Source organism: Sphaerisporangium sp. NPDC005288 (genome assembly GCF_040607475.1).
Classification (GTDB): domain Bacteria; phylum Actinomycetota; class Actinomycetes; order Streptosporangiales; family Streptosporangiaceae; genus Sphaerisporangium; species Sphaerisporangium rhizosphaerae.
Genome location: NZ_JBEXGT010000039.1, coordinates 50,736 through 74,551, shown reverse-complemented (window position 1 = coordinate 74,551; position 23,816 = coordinate 50,736). Strand labels below are relative to the sequence as shown.

Annotated in this window: 24 protein-coding genes; 14 read left to right on the top strand and 10 right to left on the bottom strand. The window is 72.6% G+C overall.

From position 1 onward, the window contains the following. Positions 1–108 precede the first annotated feature (108 nt). Positions 109–516 (bottom strand): NUDIX hydrolase, encoded by a 408-nt coding sequence (locus tag ABZU32_RS30590; protein WP_354927440.1) that lies wholly within the window; start codon positions 514–516, stop codon positions 109–111. Between the two features lie 27 nt (positions 517–543). Here ABZU32_RS30590 and ABZU32_RS30585 point away from each other — a divergent pair, with 27 nt between their 5' ends. The 3 genes from ABZU32_RS30585 to ABZU32_RS30575 all read left to right on the top strand — a co-directional run bounded on the left by ABZU32_RS30585 (position 544) and on the right by ABZU32_RS30575 (position 3,056). After that, a complete protein-coding gene (locus tag ABZU32_RS30585) occupies positions 544–1,224 on the top strand; it encodes a DUF6758 family protein (protein ID WP_354927438.1) in 681 nt (226 codons plus the stop codon). Between the two features lie 121 nt (positions 1,225–1,345). Then, on the top strand, positions 1,346–2,074 hold the full coding sequence (locus ABZU32_RS30580; RefSeq protein ID WP_354840454.1) for an MBL fold metallo-hydrolase: 729 nt from the start codon (positions 1,346–1,348) through the stop codon (positions 2,072–2,074). A gap of 1 nt (position 2,075) precedes the next feature. Then, complete coding sequence (locus tag ABZU32_RS30575) at positions 2,076–3,056, top strand: PD-(D/E)XK nuclease family protein (RefSeq protein ID WP_354927436.1); 981 nt, start codon at positions 2,076–2,078, stop codon at positions 3,054–3,056. A 44-nt stretch (positions 3,057–3,100) separates the two neighbouring features. Here ABZU32_RS30575 and ABZU32_RS30570 read toward each other — a convergent pair whose 3' ends face one another. Both ABZU32_RS30570 and ABZU32_RS30565 read right to left on the bottom strand, forming a co-directional pair. After that, positions 3,101–3,976 carry an alpha/beta hydrolase gene (locus tag ABZU32_RS30570; protein ID WP_354840458.1) on the bottom strand — a complete coding sequence of 292 codons (876 nt, stop codon included), beginning with the start codon at positions 3,974–3,976 and terminating at the stop codon, positions 3,101–3,103. Between the two features lie 199 nt (positions 3,977–4,175). Further along, complete coding sequence (locus ABZU32_RS30565; protein ID WP_354927434.1) at positions 4,176–6,026, bottom strand: DEAD/DEAH box helicase; 1,851 nt, start codon at positions 6,024–6,026, stop codon at positions 4,176–4,178. A gap of 466 nt (positions 6,027–6,492) precedes the next feature. Between ABZU32_RS30565 and ABZU32_RS30560 the strand changes: the two genes are divergently transcribed. Next, positions 6,493–7,206: a ferritin-like fold-containing protein gene (locus ABZU32_RS30560; RefSeq protein ID WP_354840463.1), complete on the top strand. Its 714-nt coding sequence runs from the start codon at positions 6,493–6,495 to the stop codon at positions 7,204–7,206. Positions 7,207–7,562: 356 nt separating this feature from the next. On the opposite strand, the gene ABZU32_RS30555 is transcribed toward ABZU32_RS30560, so the two are convergent. From ABZU32_RS30555 to ligD, 4 genes are all read right to left on the bottom strand, one after another. Further along, positions 7,563–7,793: a DUF3107 domain-containing protein gene (locus ABZU32_RS30555; RefSeq protein WP_354840466.1), complete on the bottom strand. Its 231-nt coding sequence runs from the start codon at positions 7,791–7,793 to the stop codon at positions 7,563–7,565. 138 nt (positions 7,794–7,931) lie between these two features. Next, a complete protein-coding gene (locus tag ABZU32_RS30550; RefSeq protein WP_214412694.1) occupies positions 7,932–8,552 on the bottom strand; it encodes a TetR/AcrR family transcriptional regulator in 621 nt (206 codons plus the stop codon). 111 nt (positions 8,553–8,663) lie between these two features. After that, on the bottom strand, positions 8,664–8,897 hold the full coding sequence (locus ABZU32_RS30545) for a hypothetical protein (protein ID WP_354840469.1): 234 nt from the start codon (positions 8,895–8,897) through the stop codon (positions 8,664–8,666). A gap of 63 nt (positions 8,898–8,960) precedes the next feature. Continuing rightward, on the bottom strand, positions 8,961–9,869 hold the full coding sequence (ligD, locus tag ABZU32_RS30540; protein ID WP_354840472.1) for a non-homologous end-joining DNA ligase: 909 nt from the start codon (positions 9,867–9,869) through the stop codon (positions 8,961–8,963). A 177-nt stretch (positions 9,870–10,046) separates the two neighbouring features. Here ligD and ABZU32_RS30535 point away from each other — a divergent pair, with 177 nt between their 5' ends. After that, positions 10,047–10,964, top strand: a complete 918-nt coding sequence (locus tag ABZU32_RS30535; RefSeq protein ID WP_354840475.1) for a Ku protein — start codon at positions 10,047–10,049, stop codon at positions 10,962–10,964. A gap of 247 nt (positions 10,965–11,211) precedes the next feature. Here the strand turns inward: ABZU32_RS30535 and ABZU32_RS30530 are convergent, their stop codons facing one another. Further along, a complete protein-coding gene (locus ABZU32_RS30530) occupies positions 11,212–11,745 on the bottom strand; it encodes a hypothetical protein (RefSeq protein ID WP_354840477.1) in 534 nt (177 codons plus the stop codon). Positions 11,746–12,072: 327 nt separating this feature from the next. Between ABZU32_RS30530 and ABZU32_RS30525 the strand changes: the two genes are divergently transcribed. Further along, positions 12,073–12,984: an alpha/beta hydrolase gene (locus tag ABZU32_RS30525; protein WP_354840480.1), complete on the top strand. Its 912-nt coding sequence runs from the start codon at positions 12,073–12,075 to the stop codon at positions 12,982–12,984. A 166-nt stretch (positions 12,985–13,150) separates the two neighbouring features. Further along, positions 13,151–14,329 carry an adenylyltransferase/sulfurtransferase MoeZ gene (gene moeZ / locus ABZU32_RS30520; protein WP_354840483.1) on the top strand — a complete coding sequence of 393 codons (1,179 nt, stop codon included), beginning with the start codon at positions 13,151–13,153 and terminating at the stop codon, positions 14,327–14,329. A 93-nt stretch (positions 14,330–14,422) separates the two neighbouring features. Here moeZ and ABZU32_RS30515 read toward each other — a convergent pair whose 3' ends face one another. Then, positions 14,423–14,728 (bottom strand): transcriptional regulator, encoded by a 306-nt coding sequence (locus ABZU32_RS30515; RefSeq protein WP_354927432.1) that lies wholly within the window; start codon positions 14,726–14,728, stop codon positions 14,423–14,425. Further along, entirely contained in the window at positions 14,728–15,399 is a 672-nt protein-coding gene (locus ABZU32_RS30510) for a hypothetical protein (RefSeq protein WP_354927430.1), read from the bottom strand. The genes ABZU32_RS30515 and ABZU32_RS30510 overlap by 1 nt, the downstream gene beginning before the upstream one ends. Before the next feature lie 125 nt (positions 15,400–15,524). Between ABZU32_RS30510 and ABZU32_RS30505 the strand changes: the two genes are divergently transcribed. The 7 genes from ABZU32_RS30505 to ABZU32_RS30475 all read left to right on the top strand — a co-directional run bounded on the left by ABZU32_RS30505 (position 15,525) and on the right by ABZU32_RS30475 (position 23,649). Then, entirely contained in the window at positions 15,525–16,244 is a 720-nt protein-coding gene (locus tag ABZU32_RS30505) for a hypothetical protein (RefSeq protein WP_354927428.1), read from the top strand. A gap of 149 nt (positions 16,245–16,393) precedes the next feature. Next, a complete protein-coding gene (locus tag ABZU32_RS30500) occupies positions 16,394–17,692 on the top strand; it encodes a S8 family serine peptidase (RefSeq protein WP_354927426.1) in 1,299 nt (432 codons plus the stop codon). After that, positions 17,682–18,626, top strand: coding sequence for a hypothetical protein (locus tag ABZU32_RS30495; protein WP_354840496.1), 945 nt, complete (start codon positions 17,682–17,684; stop codon positions 18,624–18,626). Before ABZU32_RS30500 ends, ABZU32_RS30495 begins: the two co-directional genes overlap by 11 nt. Next, positions 18,620–19,798, top strand: coding sequence for a S8 family serine peptidase (locus ABZU32_RS30490; protein WP_354927424.1), 1,179 nt, complete (start codon positions 18,620–18,622; stop codon positions 19,796–19,798). Before ABZU32_RS30495 ends, ABZU32_RS30490 begins: the two co-directional genes overlap by 7 nt. Before the next feature lie 124 nt (positions 19,799–19,922). Further along, positions 19,923–20,297, top strand: coding sequence for a hypothetical protein (locus tag ABZU32_RS30485; RefSeq protein ID WP_354840502.1), 375 nt, complete (start codon positions 19,923–19,925; stop codon positions 20,295–20,297). After that, on the top strand, positions 20,285–20,599 hold the full coding sequence (locus ABZU32_RS30480; protein ID WP_354927422.1) for an MGMT family protein: 315 nt from the start codon (positions 20,285–20,287) through the stop codon (positions 20,597–20,599). Before ABZU32_RS30485 ends, ABZU32_RS30480 begins: the two co-directional genes overlap by 13 nt. 71 nt (positions 20,600–20,670) lie before the next feature. After that, positions 20,671–23,649, top strand: coding sequence for a CDP-glycerol glycerophosphotransferase family protein (locus ABZU32_RS30475; protein WP_354927420.1), 2,979 nt, complete (start codon positions 20,671–20,673; stop codon positions 23,647–23,649). The last annotated feature ends 167 nt before the right edge of the window (positions 23,650–23,816 follow it).

Sequence of the window (23,816 nt, the reverse complement as noted above, 5' to 3'; positions counted from 1 at the left end):
GGCCCGCCCGGGGCCGTGGCCCGCCCGCCTGCCCGGGAACGTGTCCTGTCCGCCCGGGACCGTGGCGCGTCCGCCGAGGATCGTGGCCTGCCTGCCCGGGACCCCGGCTCATGCGCCGGATGCGGCGGGGAGGACGTGCCAGGTGGTCAGGACCTCGAGGAGGCCGGAGGTGAGGGGGAGACCGGCGAGCTCGTCCGGGGCGAACCAGCCCACGGCGGCGGCGTCGTCGCCCGCGTGCGGCGTCCCCGCCCCGGCGGTGGCGAAGTAGTCGTGGATCTCGTACACCACCCCGCCCGGACCCGGGCGCTCCACGGTGCCCGCGAGCCCGCCGACCGACACGGTGAGCCCCGTCTCCTCCATGAGCTCGCGCCGCAGCGCCGATTCGTCCGACTCGCCCGACTCCACCCGGCCGCCGGGCAGTGACCACAGCCCCTCGCCCGGCGGCCGCCCGCGCCGGACGAGAAGCAACCGGCCCGCGCCGTCGAGCACCACTCCGCCAACGCACCTCTCCCGCATGTGCCAAGATTACGCCGCGATAACGGGATGGCCCTTGACTTACCCGCGCCGGCGGAAGCACCGTGGGTAATTGTGAGAGCCGCGCCCGCCTGCCCTCGGTGTTTCGGCACGCTACGGCCGCCAAGCGCATGGTCAAGCGCTTGGCGTTGCGGCGTGCACGGCGCCGTACTGCCCTTCCACACCCGGCGTCCCTCCAGCGAGGCGCTGGAGGCGATCCGCAAGGAATCCGCGGTCCCCTTCTGGCTGCCGTGGCCGCTGCCGCCGAACTGGCTGGTGACCGGCTTCGGCGACGCCGGCGACGAGCGCACGGGCGCCCGCGCGGGCGTGGTGGTCTGCTCGGGTCCCTCAGTCACCCACGGGCCCGCCGACCTGATCATCGTCGCGGAGGAGCCCGGCATGGGGCTCGGCGCGGCCTTCGCCGGCCTGGACGGCCCCGACCCGGGTCCCGGCTTCGACGCGGGGCCGCCCAACGCCAAGGTCGAGGCGCGCGGGCACCCCACGGCGCTGTGGTGGGTCGAGGGGCGGCCCGACCGCGCCGTCTATGTCGGCGAGGCGATGGGCGACTGGCTGTGGGTGATCGGCTGGCCGGCCGAGGCGGGGTGCCTGGTCGCCCTGGCCCAGCTCTCGCTGCGTGACCTCCGCGAGCACGACCAGGAACTCGACCTCCCCTACGGGGCCTTCTCACCCCGGCTGGGCGAGGAGCCGTGACCCCCTCGGCGAGGCTCCACGGCCGTCCCCGGCGGGGGGACGGGCGCGCCGGAGCCGATCGGCGACAATGCGTCCCCGGTAAATATCGAGACGGGCACGAGTGTTCGGTAAGGTCGTGGCCGTGACAGCGCGTATCGAGCGAGTGGTGACCGAAGGCGTCGTGACGATCGACGGCGCCGAGCACAAGGTCGAGAACAACACCTGGATCGTGGGTGACGACGAGGAAGTCATCGTCATCGACCCCGCGCGCGACGCGGAGACGATCCTCTCCAACGTGGGCGACCGCGAGATCCTCGCCGTCGTCTGCACCCACGGCCTGCCCGACCACGTGGGCGGGGCCATCGAGGTGGCGGCGCGCGACGAGGCGGTCGTGGCGCTCAACCGCAAGGACCGCCAGCTCTGGCGTGAGACCTGGGCGGAGACCTACCCCGACATCGACATGGAGGACGAGGGCATCTTCGGCGTCGCCGATGTCGAGCTGGAGGTCATGGCCACGCCCGGCGTCACGCAGGGCGGCGTCTCGCTGTACGTCGAGGCGCTCGGGGTGGTGTTCACCGGCAAGACCCTGCTGGCCGACGGCCCCGGCAAGCTCGGCGGGGAGTATCCCGCCCTGGCCGACCAGCTGACCGCCATCGGCGAGCGGCTGTTCACGCTGCCGCCGGACACGCGGGTGCTGCCCGCGCACGGCGAAGAGACCACCATCGGCGAGCAGGAGCCGCACTTCGACGACTGGCTGGCCGGGTCGCTCACCCGCACGGGAGCGGCCGACGACGATGACGAGGCCGTGGCCGAGGGGCCGCTGGCCGACGGCACGCGCGTGTCGGGGATCAAGCTGAGCTTCGACGAGTGACGTGCAGCAACTCGGCCTGGAAGGCATGCCGCGACGGCTGTACTCCTGCACGCCGTCGAGGCTGAACACCTGGCTCGACTGCCCCCGTCGCTACCGCTTCACCTACCTCGACCGGCCGGCCCCGCCGAAGGGGCCGCCATGGGCGCACAACAGCGTCGGCGCCTCGGTCCACAACGCCCTGGCCGGCTGGTGGCGCGAGCCGTACGAGCGCAGGACCCCCGCCATGGCGGGGATCCTGCTCACCAAGGGCTGGATCACCGAGGGTTTTCGCGACCAGGAGCAGTCCACGCTGTGGCGCGACCGCGCCAGGGCCATGGTGTCGGGCTACACCAGCACGCTCGATCCGGCGGACGAGCCGGTCGGCGTCGAGCGGACCGTCGCCACGCGCACGGCGGTGATCGCGGTGTCCGGGCGGGTCGACCGCATCGACCGGCGCGGCGACGAGCTGGTCATCGTCGACTACAAGACCGGCCGGCGCCCGCTGACCGAGGACGACGCCCGCTCGTCGCTCGCGCTGGCCATCTACGCCGTGGCGTCCTCGCGCGTCCTGCACCGGCCGTGCCACAAGGTCGAGCTGCACCACGTGCCGACCGGCGAGGTCCTCGCGTGGGAGCACACCGCCGAGTCGCTCGGCCGGCACCTGAGCCGCGCCGAGGACATCGCCACGGAGGCCTCCGAGGCCGACGAGCGCTACCGCGAATGGTCCGCCGCCACGGCGACGGCCGGCGCGAGGACGGCCGGTGCGGGTTCGGCCGGTGCGGGTTCGGCCGGTGCGAGGGCGGCCGGTGCGAGGGCGGCCGGTGCGCCGAGGGCCGTCCCGGCCGGCGGGCCCGTCACCGTGCCGCCGCAGATCGACGCCGGTTTCCCGCCGCGTCCCGGCCCGGTCTGCTCGTGGTGCGACTACCGGCGCCACTGCCCCGAAGGTCAGGCGGCCGGCTCCGCGCACCAGCCCTGGGACGGCCTGGCCGCCGAATCCGGCTGACTCCGCCCGCCCACGACATGGCCTGCGGCCGGCGGCGCCGCAGGTCAGGTGTGGGGGAGATGTTGTTCGGCGTGGTTCCAGAAGCGGGTCAGGGCGTGAGCGGTGGTCTCGGGTGCCTCCACGGCGGGGGAGTGCAGGGCGCCGGGGACCACGACGCATTCGGCGTCGAGCCGCTTGGCCATCTCCGACTGGATCGAGGGGGACCAGCCGTCGTCGTGCTCGCCGTAGAGCACCAGCGTGGCCAGGCCGACCTCACGGAGGTCCTCCAGCCGGTCGGCGGTGTCGAGCACCTGCCGGGCCATCGCGACCAGCCCGGTCAGCGAGTTGGAGAACAGCCTCCTGCGCAGGAAGGCGAGGATGTCGTCGGGCAGGCCGGCGACGATGGCCTCGGGTTCGAGGCGGTGCGTCCACAGGTGCGCGAGGCCGACCTCGGGTAGCTCGCGGAGCATGAGGCGGCACGCCTGTTCTCTGGGCCCGGTGATGCCGGACGGGCCCGAGCTCATCAGCGTGTACGAGGCGAGCTTCGTGGCCCCGCCGATGACGGCCTCGCGGGTGACCAGGCCGCCGAAGGAGTGCCCGAGCAGGTGGACGGGCTCGCCGTCGCCGACGGCCGCGGCGACGTGGTCGATGTCCTCGCCGAGGGCCTCACAGGTGTAGGCGGCCGGATCGTCGGGCCCCTCGGTCTCGTACTGCCCGCGCATGTCGATCGCCACGACGCGGCGCCCGGCCTGGGCGAGCGTCTGGAAGATCGCGATGAAGTCTTCCTTGCTGCCGGTGTACCCGGGCACCAGCAGAGCGGGCCAGCGCTCGGGGACGCCGCTGACGGGCAGCGCCTCCAGGGCCGCGAACGTGCCCACGGGAGTCGTGATCCGCTGCGCGCGGACACCGGGAGGCAGGGTCAGGAATCGCGGCGTGCTCACGCGGCACCACAATACTGACGGTCCATCAGCGCGACACCGTCAAACGCCCTATGCCGGTTTGCTGGTTGACTTTCCACTCTCTCACCCGATCAGATGGCGGTTCACCGCGATCAGCGCGCGCCGCTCGAACGGCGGGCCGCCCCCGAGGGCGTCCCGCCGTTCCGGCCGCTCAGGCCACGGAACTTCATGTGCCGCCTGGTCAGCCCCTCCGGGGACGCTGGTTGGACGGCCTGCGGCGCTGCTGCTGGCGCTCGGAGGCCGCGGAGGGGGCCACGTCATCGTCGGTCGCCAGGTCGGGCGACCGGAAGATGATCGAGAACGGAGAGGGCGGGATGATCCGCTCCGGCTCGGGGTGCGCGACGGGCGCCTCGTGCTCGATGGGCGCGACGGGCGCGACGGGCGCGGGAGGCGCCGCCGCGTCGAGCTCTTCGACGCCGATCAGCGCCTCCTGGGCGACGGGCGCGATCGCGTCGTCGTCCCGCACGACGGGAGAGGCGACCTCGGCCAGGGCCTCGGTGAGGGCCGCCCTGTTCGCGCCCCTGCGGGAGCGCTTGAGGACCGGCGCCTCGGCGGCGGCCGGCTCGGGAGCCCGCTCGACCGTGGACGGCTCGGGAGCCTGCGCGACCGTGGGCGGCAGGGGCTCCGGTGAGGTCGTCACGGGTGCCGGGGCGGTGAGAACGGCCGGATCGGCGGGCTCGGGGGCGAGGATGTCGCCCTCGAACACCGTGCCGGCGTCCGTGCCCACGGGCTGCCCCGCCTCCGCCGCCTGGCCGGCGCGGGTGCGGCGGCGCTGGCGGTTGCGGGCCGGCCGTTCGCGGCGCTCCTCGCGCTCGCGGCGGTCGTCGCGGTCACGGCGATCGTCGCGGTCGCGGCGCGAGCGGTGCCGGCCGGTCTCGCCGAGGTCTTCGATCTGCTCGGCCTCCAGGCCCGCACGGGACCGCTGCGCACGCGGGAGCACGCCCTTGGTGCCCTCGGGGATGTGCAGGTCGGTGTAGACGTGCGGGGAGGTCGAGTAGGTCTCCACCGGCTCGGCGAAGTCGAGGCCGAGGGCGTTGTTGATGACCTTCCAGCGGGTGAGCTCCTCCCACTCGACGAAGGTCACCGCCACGCCGGTGCGCCCGGCCCGGCCGGTGCGGCCGATGCGGTGCACGTAGGTCTTCTCGTCCTGCGGGCAGTCGTAGTTGACGACGTGGGTGACGTCGTCGATGTCGATGCCGCGCGCCGCCACGTCGGTGGCGACCAGGACGTCGACCTTGCCGTTGCGGAAGGCGCGCAGCGCCTGCTCGCGCTGCCCCTGCCCGAGGTCGCCGTGCACGGCCGCCGCGGCGAAACCGCGCTCTTTGAGCTGCTCTGAGACCATGTCGCAGGCGCGCTTGGTCTCGCAGAACACCATCGTCAGGCCATGGCCCTCGCACTGGAGCATGCGGCCGACGATCTCGATCTTGTCCATGCGGTGGGTACGCCAGACGAACTGGATCGTCTTGGAGACGTCCTCGCTGTCGGCGTCGGCGTTCTCGGCGCGCACATGGGTCGGGCGCGACAGGTAGCGGCGCGACAGCTGGACGATCTCGCCCGGCATGGTGGCCGAGAACAGCATGGTCTGCCGCTCGGCCGGGACGAGCTTGATGATGCGCTCGATGTCGGGCAGGAAGCCCAGGTCGAGCATGCGGTCGGCCTCGTCCAGGACCAGCATGGACACCTGACCGAGGTCGAGGTGCTTCTGCTTCACCAGGTCCAGCAGGCGGCCGGGCGTGCCGACGACGACGTCCACGCCCTGCTTGAGCGCCTCGATCTGCGGCTCGTACGCCCGTCCGCCGTACACGGTGAGGATGCGGGAGCCGAGCTTGCCGCCGGCGACCACGAGGTCCTCGGTGACCTGCAGGGCCAGCTCGCGGGTGGGCACGACCACCAGGCCGCGGGGCTTCTTGCGGTTCTTGCGGGGTTTGCCGACGCGCTGGAGCATCGCCACGCCGAAGGCGTAGGTCTTGCCGGTGCCGGTGCGCGCCTGGCCGATGACGTCCTGCCCGCTGATCGCGAGGGGTAGGGCCATCTCTTGAATCGGGAACGGGGAGACGATGCCCTCGGTCTCCAGGGCATCGGCGATCTCGGGTATGACTCCAAGGTCTCGGAACGTGGTCAGCTCGGCCTGCCTAAGTCTCCTGCGAAGGCGGGCTTCCGGGACCGCTGGCAGAAGGAACCTCGTGCCGGGTCCGCGCGGAAAAGCCAACCCTCATCTCGTCTCGGCGACCGCCCGCGGCGTAACGCGCGTGGGGGCTATCAGGCGATGATCTCCCTGAAGACATACTGCGGTCGCACTCTTACAGAGCAGTGTACTCGATACCACAAGAGTGAGCCGATTTCTTGGTGTTCGACATCGCGAACGGCCGTGTCTTCAGGGGTTTCTCCCGCCTCGAGGCCATCCCCTGCCCCCCAGAACGGGCTCCGCGGACAAGGTTCGCGGCCGGGGTGCACGGGCGGGGGCCCACGGGCCGGGGCGGGACTCGTACCCTGCATCCATGAGTGATTCCCCTGCCGGTGTGGTCGATCTGCTCGGCGTCCTCGCCTACGCCGAGCTGACCGCGTTCCTCAGGCTCGCCGAGGACGCCGCCACTCTTGCCCCCACGCTGACCGACCGCGCCGAGCTCAGCGATCTCGCCGCCGCCGAATACGCCAACTTCCGGCTCCTGCGCGACCGGCTGTCCTCGCTCGGCGTGGACCCCGAGGGCGCCATGGCGCCGTTCGTGGCGGCGCTGGACGACTGGCACGCGCAGACCAGGCCGGGCGACTGGCTGGAGGCGCTGGTGAAGGCGTACGTCGGCACCGGCATCGCGGCCGACTTCTACCGCGAGGCGGCCCGGCACGTGGACAAGGAGACCCGCGAGATCGTCGACGAGGCGCTGGCGGAGGAGGTTCGCTCGCAGTTCGTGGTGGAGCGGGTGCGCGCGGCTTTGGCGGACAACCCCAAGCTGGGCGGCAGGCTCGCGCTGTGGGCGCGGCGCATGGTCGGCGAGGCGCTCAGCCAGGCCCACCGGGTGGCGGCGGCACGCCCCGACCTGGCCCTGCTGCTGGTCTCGGCCATCGCGCAGGCCCAGGACGACGCCGCCTCCGAGGCCGCCGGCGGACGGGCCGAAGCGGTGACCGACCTGGTGGAGATCGGGCGGTTGTTCGCCCGGCTCACCGAGGAGCACGGCCGGCGCATGTCGGCACTCGGCCTCGTCCCGGGGCCCTGAACGCGGAGTTTCGGACTTCTGGCGGAACAGGTGCCGTGATCGAGGGGCGCGAATGCCCCGAGCGGTTGTAGCGTGCGAACATGAGGGCCTCGCGCCGCTACGGCAGTTTCCTGATGAGATGTGGACCGAACCGCTGGACATCCCGGCCGGTGTTGCGAAGGGGGAGCGCCGGCTGCCCGGCGGTCAGTCACAAGCGGGACGAGGTGCGGCCCGCACGCCGTCCCTGTGGTTGCTCGCTCCAGTCGCGAGAAGAGTGCGCGGGCGTGTAGAGCCCGCGACGGTCGTCGCCGGGGGCCTCAGCGCGGGCCCCCGCTTCACCGCCCGCGCCCCGGGGGACACGCCCCCGAAGCGGACGGTCAGACGGTGCCGCCGAACCCGACAGGACGCGTCTCGTCGCCGCCGATCTCGACGAAGCCGAGCGCGGACACCGGGACGACGATGCGCTTGCCCTTCACGTCGGTGAGGGAGAAGACCCCTCGATCGGCCGCCAGGGCGTTGCGCAGCTCCTGCTCCACGTCTTCGACGGACATCTCGGTCTCGACGATGATCTCTCGGTGCACGGAGCGCACGCCTATCTTGACTTCCATCGGGCTGCCTTTCGACGTCGGCGGGGAAGATGTGCTGAGGCCATCGTTACTCTTCGGCGGGCGGGCGACCGGCGTTGATCGCGTCAAGCGAACAGCCGGAGGCCGTTGATCGCCGCAGGCGAACAGCGGGACGAGGGCTCAGGTGGTGCGGGGGAAGCCGCCGATGCCCCGCCAGGCGAGGCGGGCCATGAGCTGCGTCGCGACGTCCTTGGGGATGGAGCCGTGGCTGGCGAGCCAGTAGCGGGCGCTCACCTCGGCCATGCCGACCAGGCCGACGCCGAGCAGGTGGGCCTCGTCGCTGGAGCAGCCGGTGTCCTCCTGGATCACCTGGCTGATCATCTCGGCGCTCTCGCGCAGCGAGCGCTCCATGCGCTGGCGCACCGGCGCGACGTTGCGCAGGTCGGACTCGAAGACCAGGCGGAAGGCCTCACCCTGGCTGGAGACGAAGTCGAAGAACGCCCCGATGGCGGCCTGGACGCGCTGCTTGTTGTCGGTCGTGGAGGCCAGCGCCTCGCGGCAGCGGTTGGCCATGTCGTCGACGTGCAGGTCGAGCAGGGCCAGGTAGAGCTCGAGCTTGCCCGGGAAGTGCTGGTAGAGCACCGGCTTGCTGACGCCGGCCCGCTCGGCGATCTCGTCCATCGCGGCCGCGTGGTAGCCGTTCTCCACGAAGACCTCCTGCGCCGCGTTCAGCAACTGGCGGCGACGGGCCATCCGGGGCAGCCGGGTGCCCCGGGGCTTGGCGTCCGGGGTAGCGGTCACGGGTCTCTCCTTGAGGACGGTTCACCCGCCGCGCGGCCGCTGGCAGCGCGGCGGTCGGTGCTGATCATGGTTCCGGTGCGAGGTTGACATCCTACGCGCGGGTAATCGGGATCAGCGATAGTCGTCGTCGTCCAGGTCCACGACGCGCTCCTGGTCGGCGGCGTCGGCCGGGTCGGCGTCATAGGGGATCTCGAGCGGCCACTCGCGCCGTTCGCCGCGAATGATGAGGTGCTGCTCGATGGCGTCGGCCTCGGGGACCTCGGTCCGCAGTTCCTCGGCGACGTCGTCGAGGGGCTCCAGCGCGTCCAGCGGGACCTCGCGGCCGCTCAGGTCCATCTCCGACATCTTCCGTCCCTCCGTAGGCGGTGAGCGCTCGGTTCGCGCGCTCCATACCCCGATGCGTCCAGACTACGGCCCCTCCCCGGCCTGACTTCGCTCCGGCGGCGTCATGAGGTCGCCGAGTCGTGCGACGCGGTCGAGGACGTCCTCGGCGGTGAAGACCAGATCGCCCGGACGGGCGCAGCCGGCGACCTCCTCCCAGGTGATCGGCGTGGAGGCGGTGGGAACGGGGTTGGCGCGCAGCGAGTAAGGGGTGACGGTGGTCTTGGCCGGGTTGTTCTGGCTCCAGTCGATGAAGACCTTGCCGGGGCGGAGCTTCCTGGCCATCTGGCTGACGATCTCCTCCGGGCTCTCCTTCTCCAGCCGCTGGGCGAGGGCCTTGGCGTACCCGGACGGGTCGTCCTCGCGGCCGGTCCACGGCACGTACACCTGCATGCCCTTGTTGCCGCTGGTCTTGGGGCACCCCGTGAGGCCGTCCTCGGCCAGCGCCTCGCGCAGCCGCAGCGCGACCCGGCAGCACTCGACGATCGTCGCGGGGGCGCCCGGGTCCAGGTCGAAGACCATGGTGTCCGGCGGCAGCGCGCGGCCCTCCTCGTCCACCCGCCACATCGGGGTGTGGAACTCCAGCGCGGCGAGTCCGGCGAAGTAGACCAGCGTGGGCAGGTCGTCGACGATCGCGTACTCGATGGTGTCGCGGTCCTTGGTGCTGCCCGGGGCGGGCAGGCGGGCCGTGCGCACCCACGCCGGCGTGTGCGCGGGGCGGTTCTTCTCGAAGAAGAACTGGCCGTCCACGCCGCCGGGGTAGCGCTTGACGGTGAGCGGGCGCCCGCTGAGGTGGGCGAGCATCGCGGGCGCGACCCGGCTGTAGTAGTCGATCACCTCTGCCTTGGTGAACCCCGCCTCGGGATACAGCACTTTGCCCAGGTTCGTCAGGGTCAGTTCCCGTTGATCGACCTTGACCCGGACCTTGTCCGCCACTCGCACCACTTCCCCTGAGGTTTCTTTTCCCGTGCTCTCGTCCATCACCGTTCGAGCAGATAGTGGCTTGACCGGATACGGCATTCCACACTGGGTATCTGCCCATTTGGATACTGCTTTGCGCCCTTGCCGCTAGCGAACGTGAGTTCGATAGTGGGGCTGAGGTGAGGAGAGGTCATGCGTAGCATCTGGAAGGGTGCCATCTCGTTCGGTCTTGTCACGATTCCCGTGAAGTTGTACTCGGCCACCGAGCAGAAGGACGTGTCGTTCCACCAGGTGCACCGCGAGGACGCCGGCCGCATCCGGTACAAGCGGGTGTGTTCGGTGGACGGCGAGGAGGTCCCGTACTCCGAGATCGCCAAGGGCTACGAACTGGCCGGCGGCGAGATCGTGGTGCTCACCGACGAGGACTTCGCCGACCTGCCGCTCAGCACCTCGCGCCGCATCGACGTGCTGCAGTTCACCCCGGCCGAGCAGCTCGACCCGATCTTGTTCAACAAGTCGTACTACCTGGAGCCCGAGTCCGCGGGCGTGAAGCCGTACGTCCTGCTGCGGGACGCACTCGAACGGACGGGGCAGGTGGCGATCGTGAAGGTCGCGCTGCGCCAGCGCGAGTCGCTGGCCGCCCTGCGCATCCGCGAGGGGGTGTTCGTGCTGGAGACGATGCTCTGGCCCGACGAGGTCCGCGAGCCCGGCTTCGAGTTCGTGGACGAGGACGTCGAGGTCCGCCCGCAGGAGCTGCAGATGGCCGAGTCGCTGATCGAGACCATGGCCGGGGAGTTCGACCCGACCGAGTACCACGACGCCTACCGCGAGGCGCTCCAGCAGGTCATCGAGGCCAAGGTCGCGGGCAAGGAGCTCGTGCGGCCTGAGGCGGCCGAGCAGGCCGGCCCGGCGGTCGACCTGATGGCCGCGCTGCGCGCCAGCGTCGACGCGGCCAAGCGCGAGCGCGAGGGCGGGCGCGAGAAGGCCCCGGCGGACAAGAGGAAGCCGGCCGCGAAGGCCGCCGCCGGCCAGGCTGAGGAGAAATCGGAAAAGGCGGAGAAGGACACCAAGAAGCAGGCGCCGAAGCGCCGCGCCCGCAAGTCCGCCTAACGGCCGCCGTTTCCGCCGCGCGCCCTCCACGGCGGGGACGGCGGGCACCGGGCAGGGGGTGTGCCGGGGCTTTTCCCGAAATGGACGGAATCAACCCTGAATGGTGGCGTCGTCGAAACGCTTGCGGTCACCGAGCGCGGGGAAGGCCCCGGAGCGGAAATCGCTCCGGGGCCTTCCATTAGGTGCTAAGCGGCCCGTCGTGCCTCCGGGTGGGCTCGCCACCCGGAGGGCCGCCTAGGATCTTCGATCAACGGTCGCCGTGGTCGTCGTGCTTGCCGTGGTGCTTGTGCCCGTGCCAGTGGTGCTCGGGCTTCCAGTGACGGCGGTCGTCGCGGAACCAGTTGTTGTGCCCGCCGCCGTGGCTGTTGTGGCCGATGATGGCGCGGAAGAAGCGCGCCTCGACGACCTTGAAGAAGCAGTTGCGGTGGCCGCCCCCGCGGCTGTGGTGGTGACGACGGTGCTTGCTGAAGCCCTTGCCGCCGCCCCAGTCGCCGTCGCCGTCGTCGTCTCCGTAGCCGCCCCAGCCGCCGTGGCCGCCGTGGTGGCCGCCCTGGCCGCCCCCGTGGTGGCACTGGCCGCCGCCGAAGCCGCCGCCGAAGCCGCCGCCACCGCCGCCGAAGCCGCCGTCGAAGCCGCCGAAGTCGTCGCCCCAGCCGAAGTTGGTGGTGACGGCCGCGGACGCGGACGCGCTCGTGGCCGTGGTCGCGCCGAGGCCGACGACACCACCGGTGAGTGCAGCGGTGACGGTCAGCATGGCCGCGTATTTCTTGACGTCGGGCATTGCGTTTTCCCCCTTGACGCATCGGGTTGCCCAGCGGACGCATTTACTGGATTAGGAAGTAAATGCCGGATGACTCGTTATGAGTCTTCCCACATGTCTAGTTTTCCGGGCGACCCATACGACAAACGGTGATCGCTGCCTTTTGGCAGCTACTTAACCTGCCCTTATATCTTTCAGATCGTTATTTCCCGATTTGTCCGATATTTCCCGCGATCTTGTACCCTCTCCCCCCACCCCTCAGTACCCCAGCCCCGGCCCACAGGGGCCCCGGCAGCCCTGGACGGGGGTTATCGTCGAAACCGAGGGTGAACGCGAGGGGGAAAGACGGTGGACGAACCGATACCGCACTGGCCAGGAGAGCTGCTCGACCTCGGCGACCTGGCCGTCTATGTGCGCTCGACGCCCGAGGGGCCGCCCGAGAAGGCCGTGTTCGTGCACGGGCTGGCGGGTTCGGCCACCAACTGGACCGACCTGATGGGCGAGCTGCGGGACGAGGTCAGGGGTTACGCCCTCGACCTGCCCGGAGCGGGCTACTCGCCCGAGCATCCCGGCGGCGACTACTCCGTGGCGGCGCACGCCGCGGCGGTGACGTCGCTGATCGAGCTGCTCGGCGGCCCGGTCCACCTGCTCGGCAACTCCATGGGCGGCGCCGTCTCGGTGCGGGTCGCGGCCACCCGGCCCGACCTGGTGCGCACGCTCACCCTCGTCTCACCCGCGCTGCCCGACCTGCTGCCCCGCTACGGTCCCGCCCGCGTCGCGATGTCGGCCACCCCGCGCATCGGCGAATGGGCGATGACCCGGCTGCGGGCGCTGCCGGCCGAACGGCGCATCCGCGCGACCATGGAGATGTGCTACGCCGACACCGGCCGGGTTCATCCCGACCGGCTGGAGGACGCCGTGGCCGAACTGCGCCGCCGCGACGAACTGCCCTACGCGGGCCCGGCCCTGGTCGGCTCCGCCCGCGCCCTGGTCGGCGAGTACTTCCGCCGGGGCGAGGAGAACCTGTGGCGGCTGGCCGGGCAGGTAACGGCGCCCACGCTGGTCGTTCACGGCCGGCACGACCGCCTCGTGCACCCGCGGATGGCCGCGCGCGCGGGCCGCACGTTCCCCGACGTGCGCCTGGTGCTGCTGCCGCACGCGGCGCACGTCGCACAGATGGAGTGTCCCGGCCTCGTGGCCCGCCACGTGCGCCTCCTGCTGCAGGACGGCGCCCGGCGGCCGCTGGCGAGGACGGGGTGAAATATCCGCAGAAAGCCCAGAAGTCGAGGGATACGACCTTCGTCGGATAAGATCGCCGATTCGGGAATGCGGGGGCGACCGGGTTAGGTTGTGACAGACGGCGGGGCGCGTAGCCTGACGGGCGAGCCGCCAATTAGTGAATCCCCTGAAACGGGAGCGTAGAACTGTGTCGTTGCCACCGCTGGTAGAGCCGGCCGACGAGCTGACCGTTGACGAGGTGCGCCGCTACTCTCGCCACCTGATCATCCCCGACGTCGGGATGGCCGGGCAGAAGCGGCTGAAGAACGCCAAGGTGCTGTGTGTGGGCGCCGGCGGCCTCGGTTCCCCGGCCTTGATGTACCTCGCCGCGGCCGGTATCGGCACGCTCGGCGTCGTCGACTTCGATGTCGTTGATGAGTCAAACCTTCAGCGGCAGATCATCCACGGCCAGTCGGACGTCGGCCGGCTGAAGGCCGAGAGCGCCGCGGCGAGCGTGCGCGAGATCAACCCCCTGGTCAACGTCGTCATCCACAACGTCGCCCTCACGACCGACAACGTGATGGACATCTTCGCCGCCTACGACCTCATCGTGGACGGCACCGACAACTTCGCCACCCGCTACATGGTCAACGACGCGGCCGTGTTGCTGGGCAAGCCCTACATCTGGGGCTCGATCTACCGCTTCGACGGCCAGGCGAGCGTCTTCTGGGCCGAGTACGGGCCCTGCTACCGCTGCCTGTACCCCGAGCCGCCCCCTCCCGGCATGGTCCCCTCGTGCGCCGAGGGCGGCGTGCTCGGCGTCCTGTGCGCCTCCATCGGCTCCATCCAGGTCAACGAGGCCATCAAGGTGCTGACCGGCATTGGCGAGCCGCTGGTCGGCCGTCTGATGATCTACGACGCGCTGGAGATGAAGTACCGGGACGTCAAGGTCCGCAAGGACCCCGAGTGCCCGCTGTGCGGCAAGAACCCGACGATCACCGAGCTGATCGACTACGAGGCGTTCTGCGGCACGATCTCCGACGAGGCGGCGCAGGCCGCGACGGGCTCGACGATCACCGCCCAGGAGCTCAAGGACATGATGGACCGCGGCGACGACATCTTCGTCGTGGACGTCCGCGAGCAGAACGAGTACGAGATCGTCAACATCCCCGGCGCCGTGCTGATCCCCAAGGGCGAGTTCCTGCGGGGCACGGCCCTTGAGCGGCTGCCGCAGGACAGGAAGATCGTCCTGCACTGCAAGTCGGGCGCCCGCTCCGCCGAGGCGCTGGCGGTCGTCAAGAGCGCCGGCTTCTCCGACGCCGTCCACGTGGGCGGCGGCGTGCTGAGCTGGATCAAGACGGTGGACCCCTCGCTGCCCACCTACTGACGCGACCTCGAACGCGACCCGCCCTCCCCAGCGGAGGGCGGGTCGCGTCATTTCAAGATTCGGATGTTTCCGGGATGAAGCCGGGTGCGGAGGTCATCCGTCGGTGAGGGAGAGGCCGGAGCGGGCGACGATGTCGCGGAGGGCGGCGACGTGGGAGGTGTACGCCTGGCGGCCCTCCGGGGTGAGCCGGAGCCAGGTGCGGGGACGCTTGCCGACGTGGCCCTTGCGGATCGCCACGTACCCGGCCGACTCCAGCGCGGCGGCGTGCTTGGACATCACCGAATCGCTCACCTCGACCTCGTCGCGGACGAAGGCGAACTCGGCCTCCTCCACCGCCGCGAGCAGCGACATGACGCGCAGCCGCACAGGGGCGTGGATCGCCGGGTCCAGTTCGGCCATCAGCCGGCCTCGACGGCGGCCGCGATGCGCCGGGTGATCCACCGGCCGACGAGCGGGCCGGTGACCGCCATGAACGCCGTCATCGCCAGGCCGGCGTAGGTGCGGGCGTAGGGCACCCCGGCCCCGGACAGGGACAGGGCGACCGCCAGGCACAGGCCGACGCAGACCGCCACCCAGGCCATGAACGAGACCAGCGCCGAGGCGGTGATCAGGCTGCGGTGGGGCCGCTGCCGCTCGAAGAGCACCACCGCGCCCACCGACCCCGCGAGCGCGAGCGTCAGGACGACGATGCCCGTCGCGGTCACCGCGCCCGGGGTGCCGGGTTCGGTGAGGACTTGCATGCCGGTGACGAACAGGGCGACGCCGGTCGTGTACCAGGGGGGGAACCAGGGCCGGGCTCTGATCACCCGGGCCTGCGACTCGCGGATCTCGCGCAGGGTGCGTGCGGCCTCCTCGGGCGTGATGTCCGACGCGGGCGCGGAAAAGACGTGCGCGGCGTCCTGCGGAGTGGCGTCCGAGGCGGCCTCAGGAGGGACGTGTGCGGCGTCCTGTGGGGTGGTGTGCGGGGCGGCCTCGGAGGAGGCGTACGCGGCGTCTCGCCGCGTGCTTGCGGGGGGGCCGGGAGTCTCCCCGGGGGTGGTGTGGGGGGCGTCGTCGGGGGTGGCGTCCATGTCGTCTCCTCACTTTCCACTTAGGAAAGTACTTTCCACTTTCCATAGCGTCAAGTACTTTCCAATGGGGTTTATGCGGATGGAACGCCGGATGTCCGCTTGTCCGGGGCGTTAAGGTCGGGCAGGTGAGTGTCCTGCGTACGTGGCCGTCCCTGGTGGTGGCGTCAGCGCTCACTCTGGTCTGCGCGGTGGCCGCCGCCGTGTCCGCCGGAGCCGCGGGCACCGAGTTGACCCGCGGCCCGAGCGCCGCCGAGCTCCATCGGGCGTCGGCCGAGGAGACCGCGCGCCGCTGGCAGGTGTGGCCCGCGGGTAGGATCTTCCCCGCGGCCCTGCCGTACGTCGCCGAGCAGGGCGGGCAGGAGTACGCCCGCAGGGTCGGCATCTCCTCTCGCACCGACTGCTCGGCCGCGGTGGACGCCGCGCTCCGCGCGGCGCTGAAGGCCGCCCGCTGCCGGGCCGTGCTCCGGGCGACCTACCTGGACGCCCTCCAGGGCGTGGTCGTGACCGTGGGCGTCGCCGCCTTCCCCGACCAGGACTCCGCCCTCAGGGTCCGTGCCGCGTTCCCGCCGGGCGGCGTGCCCTCGCCCGGGCTGCGCGCCCTGGCCTTCCCGCAGACCGTCGCCGACCGCTTCACGGCCGCCGCCCGCCAGGCGTCATCGCTGGCGCAGGCGGGCCCGTACCTGGTGGTCACCACGGCGGGCCAGGTCGACGGCAGACCGGCCCGGTCGGTCGGGCACCAGCGCTCCACGATCTTCGCCTTCGCCTCCGACCTGGCCGAGCGCGTGCTGACCGCGCTTTCCACCCCGGCGCGGCCCGACTGCGCCGGCAAGGACTGGCAGTGCTGAGCACGACGCCCGTCCGCGCCGGGCGGCCGCGAGAAGCGGCGCGAGGGCCGGCGCGAGGGCCGGTGCGAGGAGGGGCGCGAAGGCCGTCGCGAGAGCCGTCGCGAGGATCGGCGTGGCGACCGCGCGCGACGCTGCACCTCGCCGGGGCCGTGATCCTGGCCTTGGCCGTGCTCGCGCCCGCGCTCGTCCTGGCCGCCGCGCCCGCCCGCGCCGACCAGGTGCGCGGCAGCCAGCGCCAGGTGCTGCGCACCCTGGACGTGGCGCACGCCTGGCGGCTGACCCGGGGTGCCGGCGTCCTGGTCGCGGTCCTGGACTCGGGGGTCGACCCCCGGCACCACGACCTGGTGGGCTCGGTGGTCACCGGTCCCGACCTCACCCGGGGCGCCAACCCGCGCGGCACCCCGCCCCGCCGCCTGCACGGCACTTACATGGCCTCGCTGATCGCCGGGCACGGGCACGGGCCGGGACGCTCCGACGGGGTGATCGGGGTGGCGCCCGCCGCCCGCGTGCTGTCGGTCCGGGTGATCCTGGAGGATGACGAGCCGGGCTTCCACGCCTTCAACTCCCAGGCGCGGTTCGAGAACGTCGTCGCGCGCGGCATCCGGTACGCCGTCGACAAGGGCGCGCGGGTCATCAACATGTCGATCTCCAAGGACCGGCCCACCCGGCAGGAGCGGGCGGCCATCCGGTACGCGGTCTCCAAGGGCGTGGTGCTGGTGGCCGCCGCGGGCAACGACGGCGCGGGCCGCCGCGACGGGCCGTACTCCTACCCGGCGTCGCTGCCCGGGGTGATCTCCGTCGGCGCCGCCGACCACGGGCTGCACAAGGCGTCGTTCTCCAACCGCAACTCGCTGGTGCAGGTGGCGGCGCCCGGCGTGGACGTCTTCGGGGCCGGGCCCGGCGACCAATACTGGGTCGGGCGGGGCACCTCGCAGGCCACGGCGCTGGTGTCCGGCGTCGCCGCGCTGATCAAGGCCAGGTATCCGCGGATGTCCCCGGCGTTGGTCGCCCAGGCGCTCACCACCGGGGTCACGCGCAGGCCCGCCCGCGGGTACGACCCGGGCGTGGGCTTCGGCGTCGTGAACGCCGCCCGCGCGCTCGCCGAGGCGGCGAGGCTGGTGCGTCATCGCCACACCGCCGCGGGGCCCGGTGCCCAGGACGCCGACCTGCCCATGTCCGCCGGGCTCGGCGCCGGGCCCGCGCCGCTGCCGCCGGTGCGTGTGGTGCGCCGCGACACGGGCATGATCACTCTGTACGGCGGGATCGCCCTGGCCGCGACCGCGGGCACGGGGGTGAGCCTGGCGGCGGTGGTGGTGCTCCTGCGGCGCGGCGGGCGCGGCAGGCGGGCGAGGGCCGCCAGAGGCGCGAGGCGGACACCAGGCAATGTGAGGGAGGCGAGGGGGCCGGTGGCGGCGGGCGCCGACGTAGCATCGAAGTATGTCGCCTGAGGAGCCACGGGCGCGGCCGGTGACGCCCTGGCCCGCGCGTGCCGGTGGCGCGCGTGGCGCGCCCCGGCTCCCCACGGGCGGCCTCCGCCCGCGCTCGGGGCCCTTCCGGTCCGAGGCCGGCCCGGCCGGCGGGGGAGCGCGGTCGTGGAGCGGCTCGCGTGCCCGCGCGGCGGGCCTGCGGGCGGCGCGCGACCGCGAGGAGCTCGAGCGCGGCATCCGGTTCCGCTCCCTGTTCTTGCTGATCATGGGCACGATCCTGGCCATCGCCGCGATCAACGTGCTGCTCGGCGCGGTCGGGGTGCTGCAGGAGACGCGTTCCCGGCCGCTGACGGTCGCGGAGCGCGCCCGCTACGCCGAGCAGGACGTCGCGCGGCGCTGGCAGGCGTGGCGGGCCGACGCCGTCTTCCCGGCCCAGGTCGAGTACCTCGGGCTCTCCCGGGTCCGCCAGTTCGCCCGCCGCGTGGGCATCGCTCCCGAGGCGCGGTGCCCCTCGGTGGTCGACGCCCCCGTCGCCTCGGTGCTGCGCGAGCACGGCTGCCGCACCATGCTGCGCGCGACCTACGTCGACCAGACCTCGACCTTCGTGGTGACCGTGGGGGTGGCCGTGCTGGCCGATGAGGAGAAAAGGGTGGACACCGCCGCCGACCTTCCCGTGGACGACCGCGTCGGCGTCCGGCCGGTGGCCTTCCCCGGCACGGCCACCGACCGGTTCGGGGCCGCGCAGCGCCAGCGCACCGGCTGGACCGGCGCGGGCCCGTACATCGTCTTCTCCACCGCCGGGTACGCCGACGGCCGCACCCGCGCCGCCGTGCCGCCCGAGGAGATCACCCACAGCGAGCTGTGGCCGACGGCCCAGTCGATCGCCGGGCACATCGCCCGCGGTCTCGCCGCCCCTCCCGACATCCCCCGGTGCACCCAGGGGAACGTGTGTTGAGGGCGGCCGGCGCGCTCGGCGCGGCGCTCGCGCTCGCCGGGCTGCTCGCCGGGCCGGCGGCGGGGCAGGACGTGCGCGACCGGCAGCGGTGGGTGCTCGACGCGATCAACGCCGAGCAGGCGTGGAAGACCAGCCGCGGCGCGGGCGTGACCGTCGCCGTGATCGACAGCATCGTCGACGTCAAGACCCCGGTTCTGAAGGACAAGGTCACCGTCGCGCCCGACATGCGGTCGAGCATCTTCGACGACGAGACCATCTCCTCCGGCCCGCACGGCACCGCGATGGCCTCGCTCATCGCGGGTTCGGGGCGCGACGGCGGGCTCATCGGCGTGGCGCCCGAGGCGCGCATCCTGTCGGTCCCGGTGATCGACGAGGGCGAGCCCGAGGACAACCTGGTCGCGCCCGACGACGGCCTCGGCCTGCCGGCCGAGAGCCCGCTGTCGCGGGCGGTGCGGTACGCCACCGACCACGGGGTTCAGGTCATCAGCATGTCGCTGGGTGAGTACGCCGCCCAGCGCGCCGACCGCGAGGCGGTCGCGTACGCGCTGGCGCGCGGGGTGGTGCTGGTGGCGGCCGTGGGCAACGACGGCGACACGCAGGCGGCGCAGAAGCGCGGCACCTCCTTCTGGAGCTTCCCGGCGGGCTTCGCCGGAGTGATCGGCGTCGGCGCCGTCGACCGCCGCGGCCGGCCGGCCGCGTTCAGCAGCGACAACCTCTCGGTGCTGGTCGGCGCGCCCGGCGTCGGCGTCCCGGCGGCGGTCCCGGGCGGCGGCTACGTGGAGGTGGAGGGGAGCAGCGCCTCCACGGCCCTGGTGGCCGGGGTGGCCGCCCTGATCAAGGCGAGATACCCGAGCCTCACCCCCGACCTGGTCTCCCGGGCGGTCTCCTCCTCCACCAAGGGGGGACCGCGGGGCGGCTATGACGACAAGGCCGGGTTCGGCGTCGTCGACGCCGCCGCCGCGCTCGCCCGCGCGGGCGAGCTCGTCGGCTACCGCGGCTCGGTGGCGGTGCGCAAGGGCCTGCACTTCGGCGGCGGCACGACCGCCCCGGCCCCCACCCCGCCGGGGGCCGACCCCGTGCGGCTGTGGGTCTACGGCGCCGGCATCCTGCTCGGCCTGGTCGGGTTCGGCGGAGCCGTCGTCGTGCTCACCCGGCGGGCCGAACGGCAATGATCACATGTGGGCCGCGAACAGGGCGCTGTTTGGCGGAGGTTCGGTGGCATTTCGGATGCGTTCTGACCGTTGTGGCCCTTTTCCATACCGGCGAGCGGTCAAGATTCGCTAGGGTTCCCGTCTCGTGGGATACGAGTTGCGCGTACAACGCCTATCGCCGCTCGCCTACGCCGAGCTCACCGAGGTGACGGCGTCGGCGGACGCCGGTCTGGAACTGCGGGGCACGCCGGAGTCCGGCCAGATCTTCGCCCGCCACGGCGAGACCGAGCACGCCGTCGCCCTATGGCAGGGACGCCTGTACGGGGAGCCGACCTCCGACTGGCAGGTCGCCCAGCTCGCCCGCCTGGCCGAGATGCTGGGCGGCAGCCTGGTCGGCGAGGACGGCGAGGCGTACGGCATCCGTGAGGGCATCGTCGAGCAGGTCAACGGGGAGGCGACCTACGAGTTCGGCAAGCTGGAGGAGATCATCTCCCTCGGGCCCGCCCAGTGGAGCACGTGACCGGAGACCCGACCCCCTTCGCCGAGCGGGTGCTCGACCTGGTCGAGCGCATCCCGTCGGGCAAGGTCATGTCCTACGGTGACGTCGCCGAGTACCTCGGCGAGGGCGGGCCGCGGCAGGTCGGCCGGGTGATGTCCACCTGGGGTGGCGGTGTCCCCTGGTGGCGCGTCGTCCGCGCGGACGGCCATCCGGTGCGGGGGCACGAGAACCGGTGCCTGTCCCGCTGGCGCGAGGAGGGCACGCCGATGAGGGGGGAAAGAGCAGATATGCGCCACGCCCGGTGGCAGGGAGATCATCAGTGATTTCTCAGTAACTCGCATTACCATTCCAGAAACGCCCCTCGCGGTGAGACTGGAAAGGCGGTGCCTCCCCGATGGCCACCGGTGCCACGCCCGCGCGGAACGGTGACATCGTCGCCGACCGGCTGCGGGCCGCCCAGGACCTCCATGACAGGGGAGATCCGCTCGACGCCGTGATCGCGGCGGTCGACCCCGCGGGGCTGACCCGCGCCCAGCGCCGCAGGCTGCACTACGAGGCGCTCAACGGGCCGCTCGGCCTGCGCCTCGAGACGGCCGCCCGCCGGGACGCCACCCGCCTGCGCCAGGCCATCGACCTGCTGCGCGACTATCTGTCCGGCGTCGACGCCTCGGTCAAGCGGCGCCTGCCGGTCGCCCGCCGGCTCGCCTACCACCTCATCGAGCACCGCGACCCGCGCGAGCTCGCCGAGGGCGACGAGCTCGCGGGGCTGGTCGCGGCGACCGCCGAGCCGTCCAAGCGGGTGCGGCGGGGGCTGGCCTGGTACGCCGACCTGCCGGTCATCGCGCCGCGGCCGCTGTTCCGGCTGCGCAGGTCCGACCTGGTCCCGCTGACCGAGGTCGCCGACGTCTCCTGGCACGAGGGGCGGCTGCGGATCACCGGGCACGCCTATCTGGTGGGGCTGTCGGTGCGCAGCCGGCGCCTCAACCGCGCCACCGTGGTGCTGCGCGGCCCGCGCTGGGTGCCGCCCATCACGGCCCGCACCCGTCGCGCCTACCGGCCGCAGGCCACGCACGACGCCGCCGAGCCCGGGTGCAACTACGACTGGGCCGGCTTCGTCGCCGAGGTCCGCCCGTGGTCGCTGCGCTGGCGCGCGGCCCTCCGCGCCGCCGTCCACGGCGCCCAGCGCATGCTGCGCGGCCGCCCGGCGGTCCCCGACACCACGACCTGGTGGGCCGACATCGTCATCTGGAGCCGCGGCGCCCGGGCCACCGGCGCCCTGCGCGGTCCGGTGATGGGCCGCACCGAGCGGCCCGCGGGCCTGCGGGTCCGTCCCGGGTGGTGGGTGCGGCCGGCGTGGACCTCCGACCGGGTGTTCCAGGTGGTGCTGCAGCCGACGCGCGCCGAGCTGACCGGCGTGACCCACGACGGCGACCAGGTCGAGCTGACCGGTTTCCTTCCCGGGGTCAAGGCCACCAAGGGCCGGGCTCGTCTCGGCGGCCACCGCATGGCCGCCGACTTCACCCCGGTCGAGGGGGGCACGCGCTTCTCGGTCGCGCTGGCCGTGCCGGCGCTGATGAAGGAGCAGGACGCCCGCAGGCTGTGGGTGGAGCCGCGGGGCGATCCGGCCGCGCCGGTGATGATGGACGACGACGCCGAGACCCGCATCGGGGTCGGCCGCCGCGAGATCACCGTGCTGCGCGACCGCCGCGACCGCGCCGTCGTCGCGGCGCACCGCGTCTGGCCGGTCATCACCTCGGCCGGGTGGGGCGACGACGGGGTCCTCACCCTGGCGGGCACCTACCCCGACACCGAGCCCGGCCAGCGCGCCCTGGTGCTGCGCCAGCGCGCGGGCCTGACCTACCGCGTGCCGCTGGCGCGTTCCGGAGCTGGTTTCTCCGTGCGCGTGCCGCCGGGCGCGCTGCCGCGTTTCGGCGGCACGGTGGCGCTGGGGTCGGGCACCTGGAGCCTGTCGGTCGCGGGCGGCAAGGGCACCACCGCGCCGCTGCGCGTCGACCACCGCCTGCTCGCCACCCTGGACGAGGGCGTCCACATCGTCGACGGCCGCGAGTACCGCCTGGTGGCGACGCGTTTCGACGTGCCCGTCCTGGTCGCGGCCGAGCGCCGTCCCGACGACGAGAAGGGCGCGGGCGGCCTGTGGGCGCTGCGCCGGGTGCACTACCCCGCCGAGCGGCGCCGCGAGCTGCGCGACGCGACGGTGTACCTCTCCTTCGACGGCCGGTCCTACTCCGACAACGCCCGGGCGGTGTACGAGGAGCGGCTGCGCCGCGGCGACGACCGCGAGCACATCTGGGTGGTCAAGGACGGCGCGTTCGTCCCGCCGGACTCCGCCGCGCTCGGCCTCGGCCCGGGCATCTCGCCGACCATCGTGCGCGAGGGCAGCCGCGAGCACTACACCGCGCTGGCCCGGTCGCGGCACATCATCACCAACACGCTGCTGCCCCAGTGGTTCCGGGCCCGCGAAGACCAGATCTGCGTGCAGACCTGGCACGGCACGCCGCTCAAGCGCGTCGGCGGCGACCAGCGCCACATGTCCCGCGAACCCCGGCCGGCCGCCTGGTACCGCCAGGCCGCCGAGGTCGCGAACTGGGACCTTCTGGTCACCCAGAGTCCGTGGGCGTCGGAGGTGCTGCGCCGGGCCTTCGGGTACGGCGGGGAGATCCTTTCCTCCGGCCTGCCGCGCAACGACGTGCTGTCCTCGCCCGAGCGGGCGGAGCTGGCGGCGGCCGTGCGGCGCGGTCTGGGCATCCCGGCGGGCAGGCGGGTGGTGCTGTACGCGCCCACGTGGCGCGACCACGACCGCAGGAACTCCTCGGTGCGCCTCGATCTGGCCGAGGCCCGGCGGGTGCTCGGCCGCGACCACGTGCTGCTGGTGCGGGGCCATATGATGCAGGCGCCGCCGGTGGGCGCCGGGCTGGTGGTGCCGGGGCCGGCTTCGCTGGTCCGGCCGGGGCCGGTCAGCCGGGAGTACCCCTTCGCCCTCGACGTCACCACTTATCCCGATATCGCCGACCTGCTGCTGATCGCGGACGTGCTGATCACCGACTACTCCTCGGTCATGTTCGACTTCGCCGCCACCGGCCGCCCGATGATCTTCTTCGGCTACGACTTGGAGCGTTACCGCAACTCCCGCGGCCTCTATCTCGACCTGCGCACCCAGGCCCCCGGGCCGCTGCTGGCCGAGAGCGGCGACGTCATCGAGGCCGTGCGCCTGATCGACGCCCTCTCCGGCGACTTCACCGACCGCTACGACGAGTTCGTCCGCACCTACGCCCCCCGCGACGACGGCAAGGCCACCACCCGTCTCGTCGACCACACCTTCACGGCGGACCCCCACCACACCCCCGCCCGCTGACGCCGCCGACGCCGCCCGGGGGCGCGCCGCGCGGCACCGGGGGAACATGAGCCCCCCTTGTGCCGCTTGACCGCATCCGCAACAAGCCTGTTACGCCCAAGGGTTGACCTTGACCGACGGTACGTGGATAACTGACCCGGGGGGTCATGCAACCCGTACCTTGGAGC

Excerpts from the sequence above, each read along its gene's own strand:
- ABZU32_RS30585 (WP_354927438.1), top strand. The coding sequence starts at position 544 with ATGGCCCTTGACTTACCCGCGCCGGCGGAAGCACCGTGGGTAATTGTG.
- ABZU32_RS30560 (WP_354840463.1), top strand. The coding sequence starts at position 6,493 with ATGAGTGATTCCCCTGCCGGTGTGGTCGATCTGCTCGGCGTCCTCGCC.
- ABZU32_RS30495 (WP_354840496.1), top strand. The coding sequence starts at position 17,682 with ATGTCGCCTGAGGAGCCACGGGCGCGGCCGGTGACGCCCTGGCCCGCG.
- ABZU32_RS30530 (WP_354840477.1), bottom strand. The coding sequence starts at position 11,745 with ATGCCCGACGTCAAGAAATACGCGGCCATGCTGACCGTCACCGCTGCA.
- ABZU32_RS30545 (WP_354840469.1), bottom strand. The coding sequence starts at position 8,897 with ATGTCGGAGATGGACCTGAGCGGCCGCGAGGTCCCGCTGGACGCGCTG.
- ABZU32_RS30565 (WP_354927434.1), bottom strand. The coding sequence starts at position 6,026 with ATGGCCCTACCCCTCGCGATCAGCGGGCAGGACGTCATCGGCCAGGCG.
- ABZU32_RS30510 (WP_354927430.1), bottom strand. The coding sequence starts at position 15,399 with ATGGACGCCACCCCCGACGACGCCCCCCACACCACCCCCGGGGAGACT.
- ABZU32_RS30515 (WP_354927432.1), bottom strand. The coding sequence starts at position 14,728 with ATGGCCGAACTGGACCCGGCGATCCACGCCCCTGTGCGGCTGCGCGTC.
- ABZU32_RS30535 (WP_354840475.1), top strand. The coding sequence starts at position 10,047 with ATGCGTAGCATCTGGAAGGGTGCCATCTCGTTCGGTCTTGTCACGATT.
- ABZU32_RS30590 (WP_354927440.1), bottom strand. The coding sequence starts at position 516 with ATGCGGGAGAGGTGCGTTGGCGGAGTGGTGCTCGACGGCGCGGGCCGG.
- ABZU32_RS30475 (WP_354927420.1), top strand. The coding sequence starts at position 20,671 with ATGGCCACCGGTGCCACGCCCGCGCGGAACGGTGACATCGTCGCCGAC.
- ABZU32_RS30555 (WP_354840466.1), bottom strand. The coding sequence starts at position 7,793 with ATGGAAGTCAAGATAGGCGTGCGCTCCGTGCACCGAGAGATCATCGTC.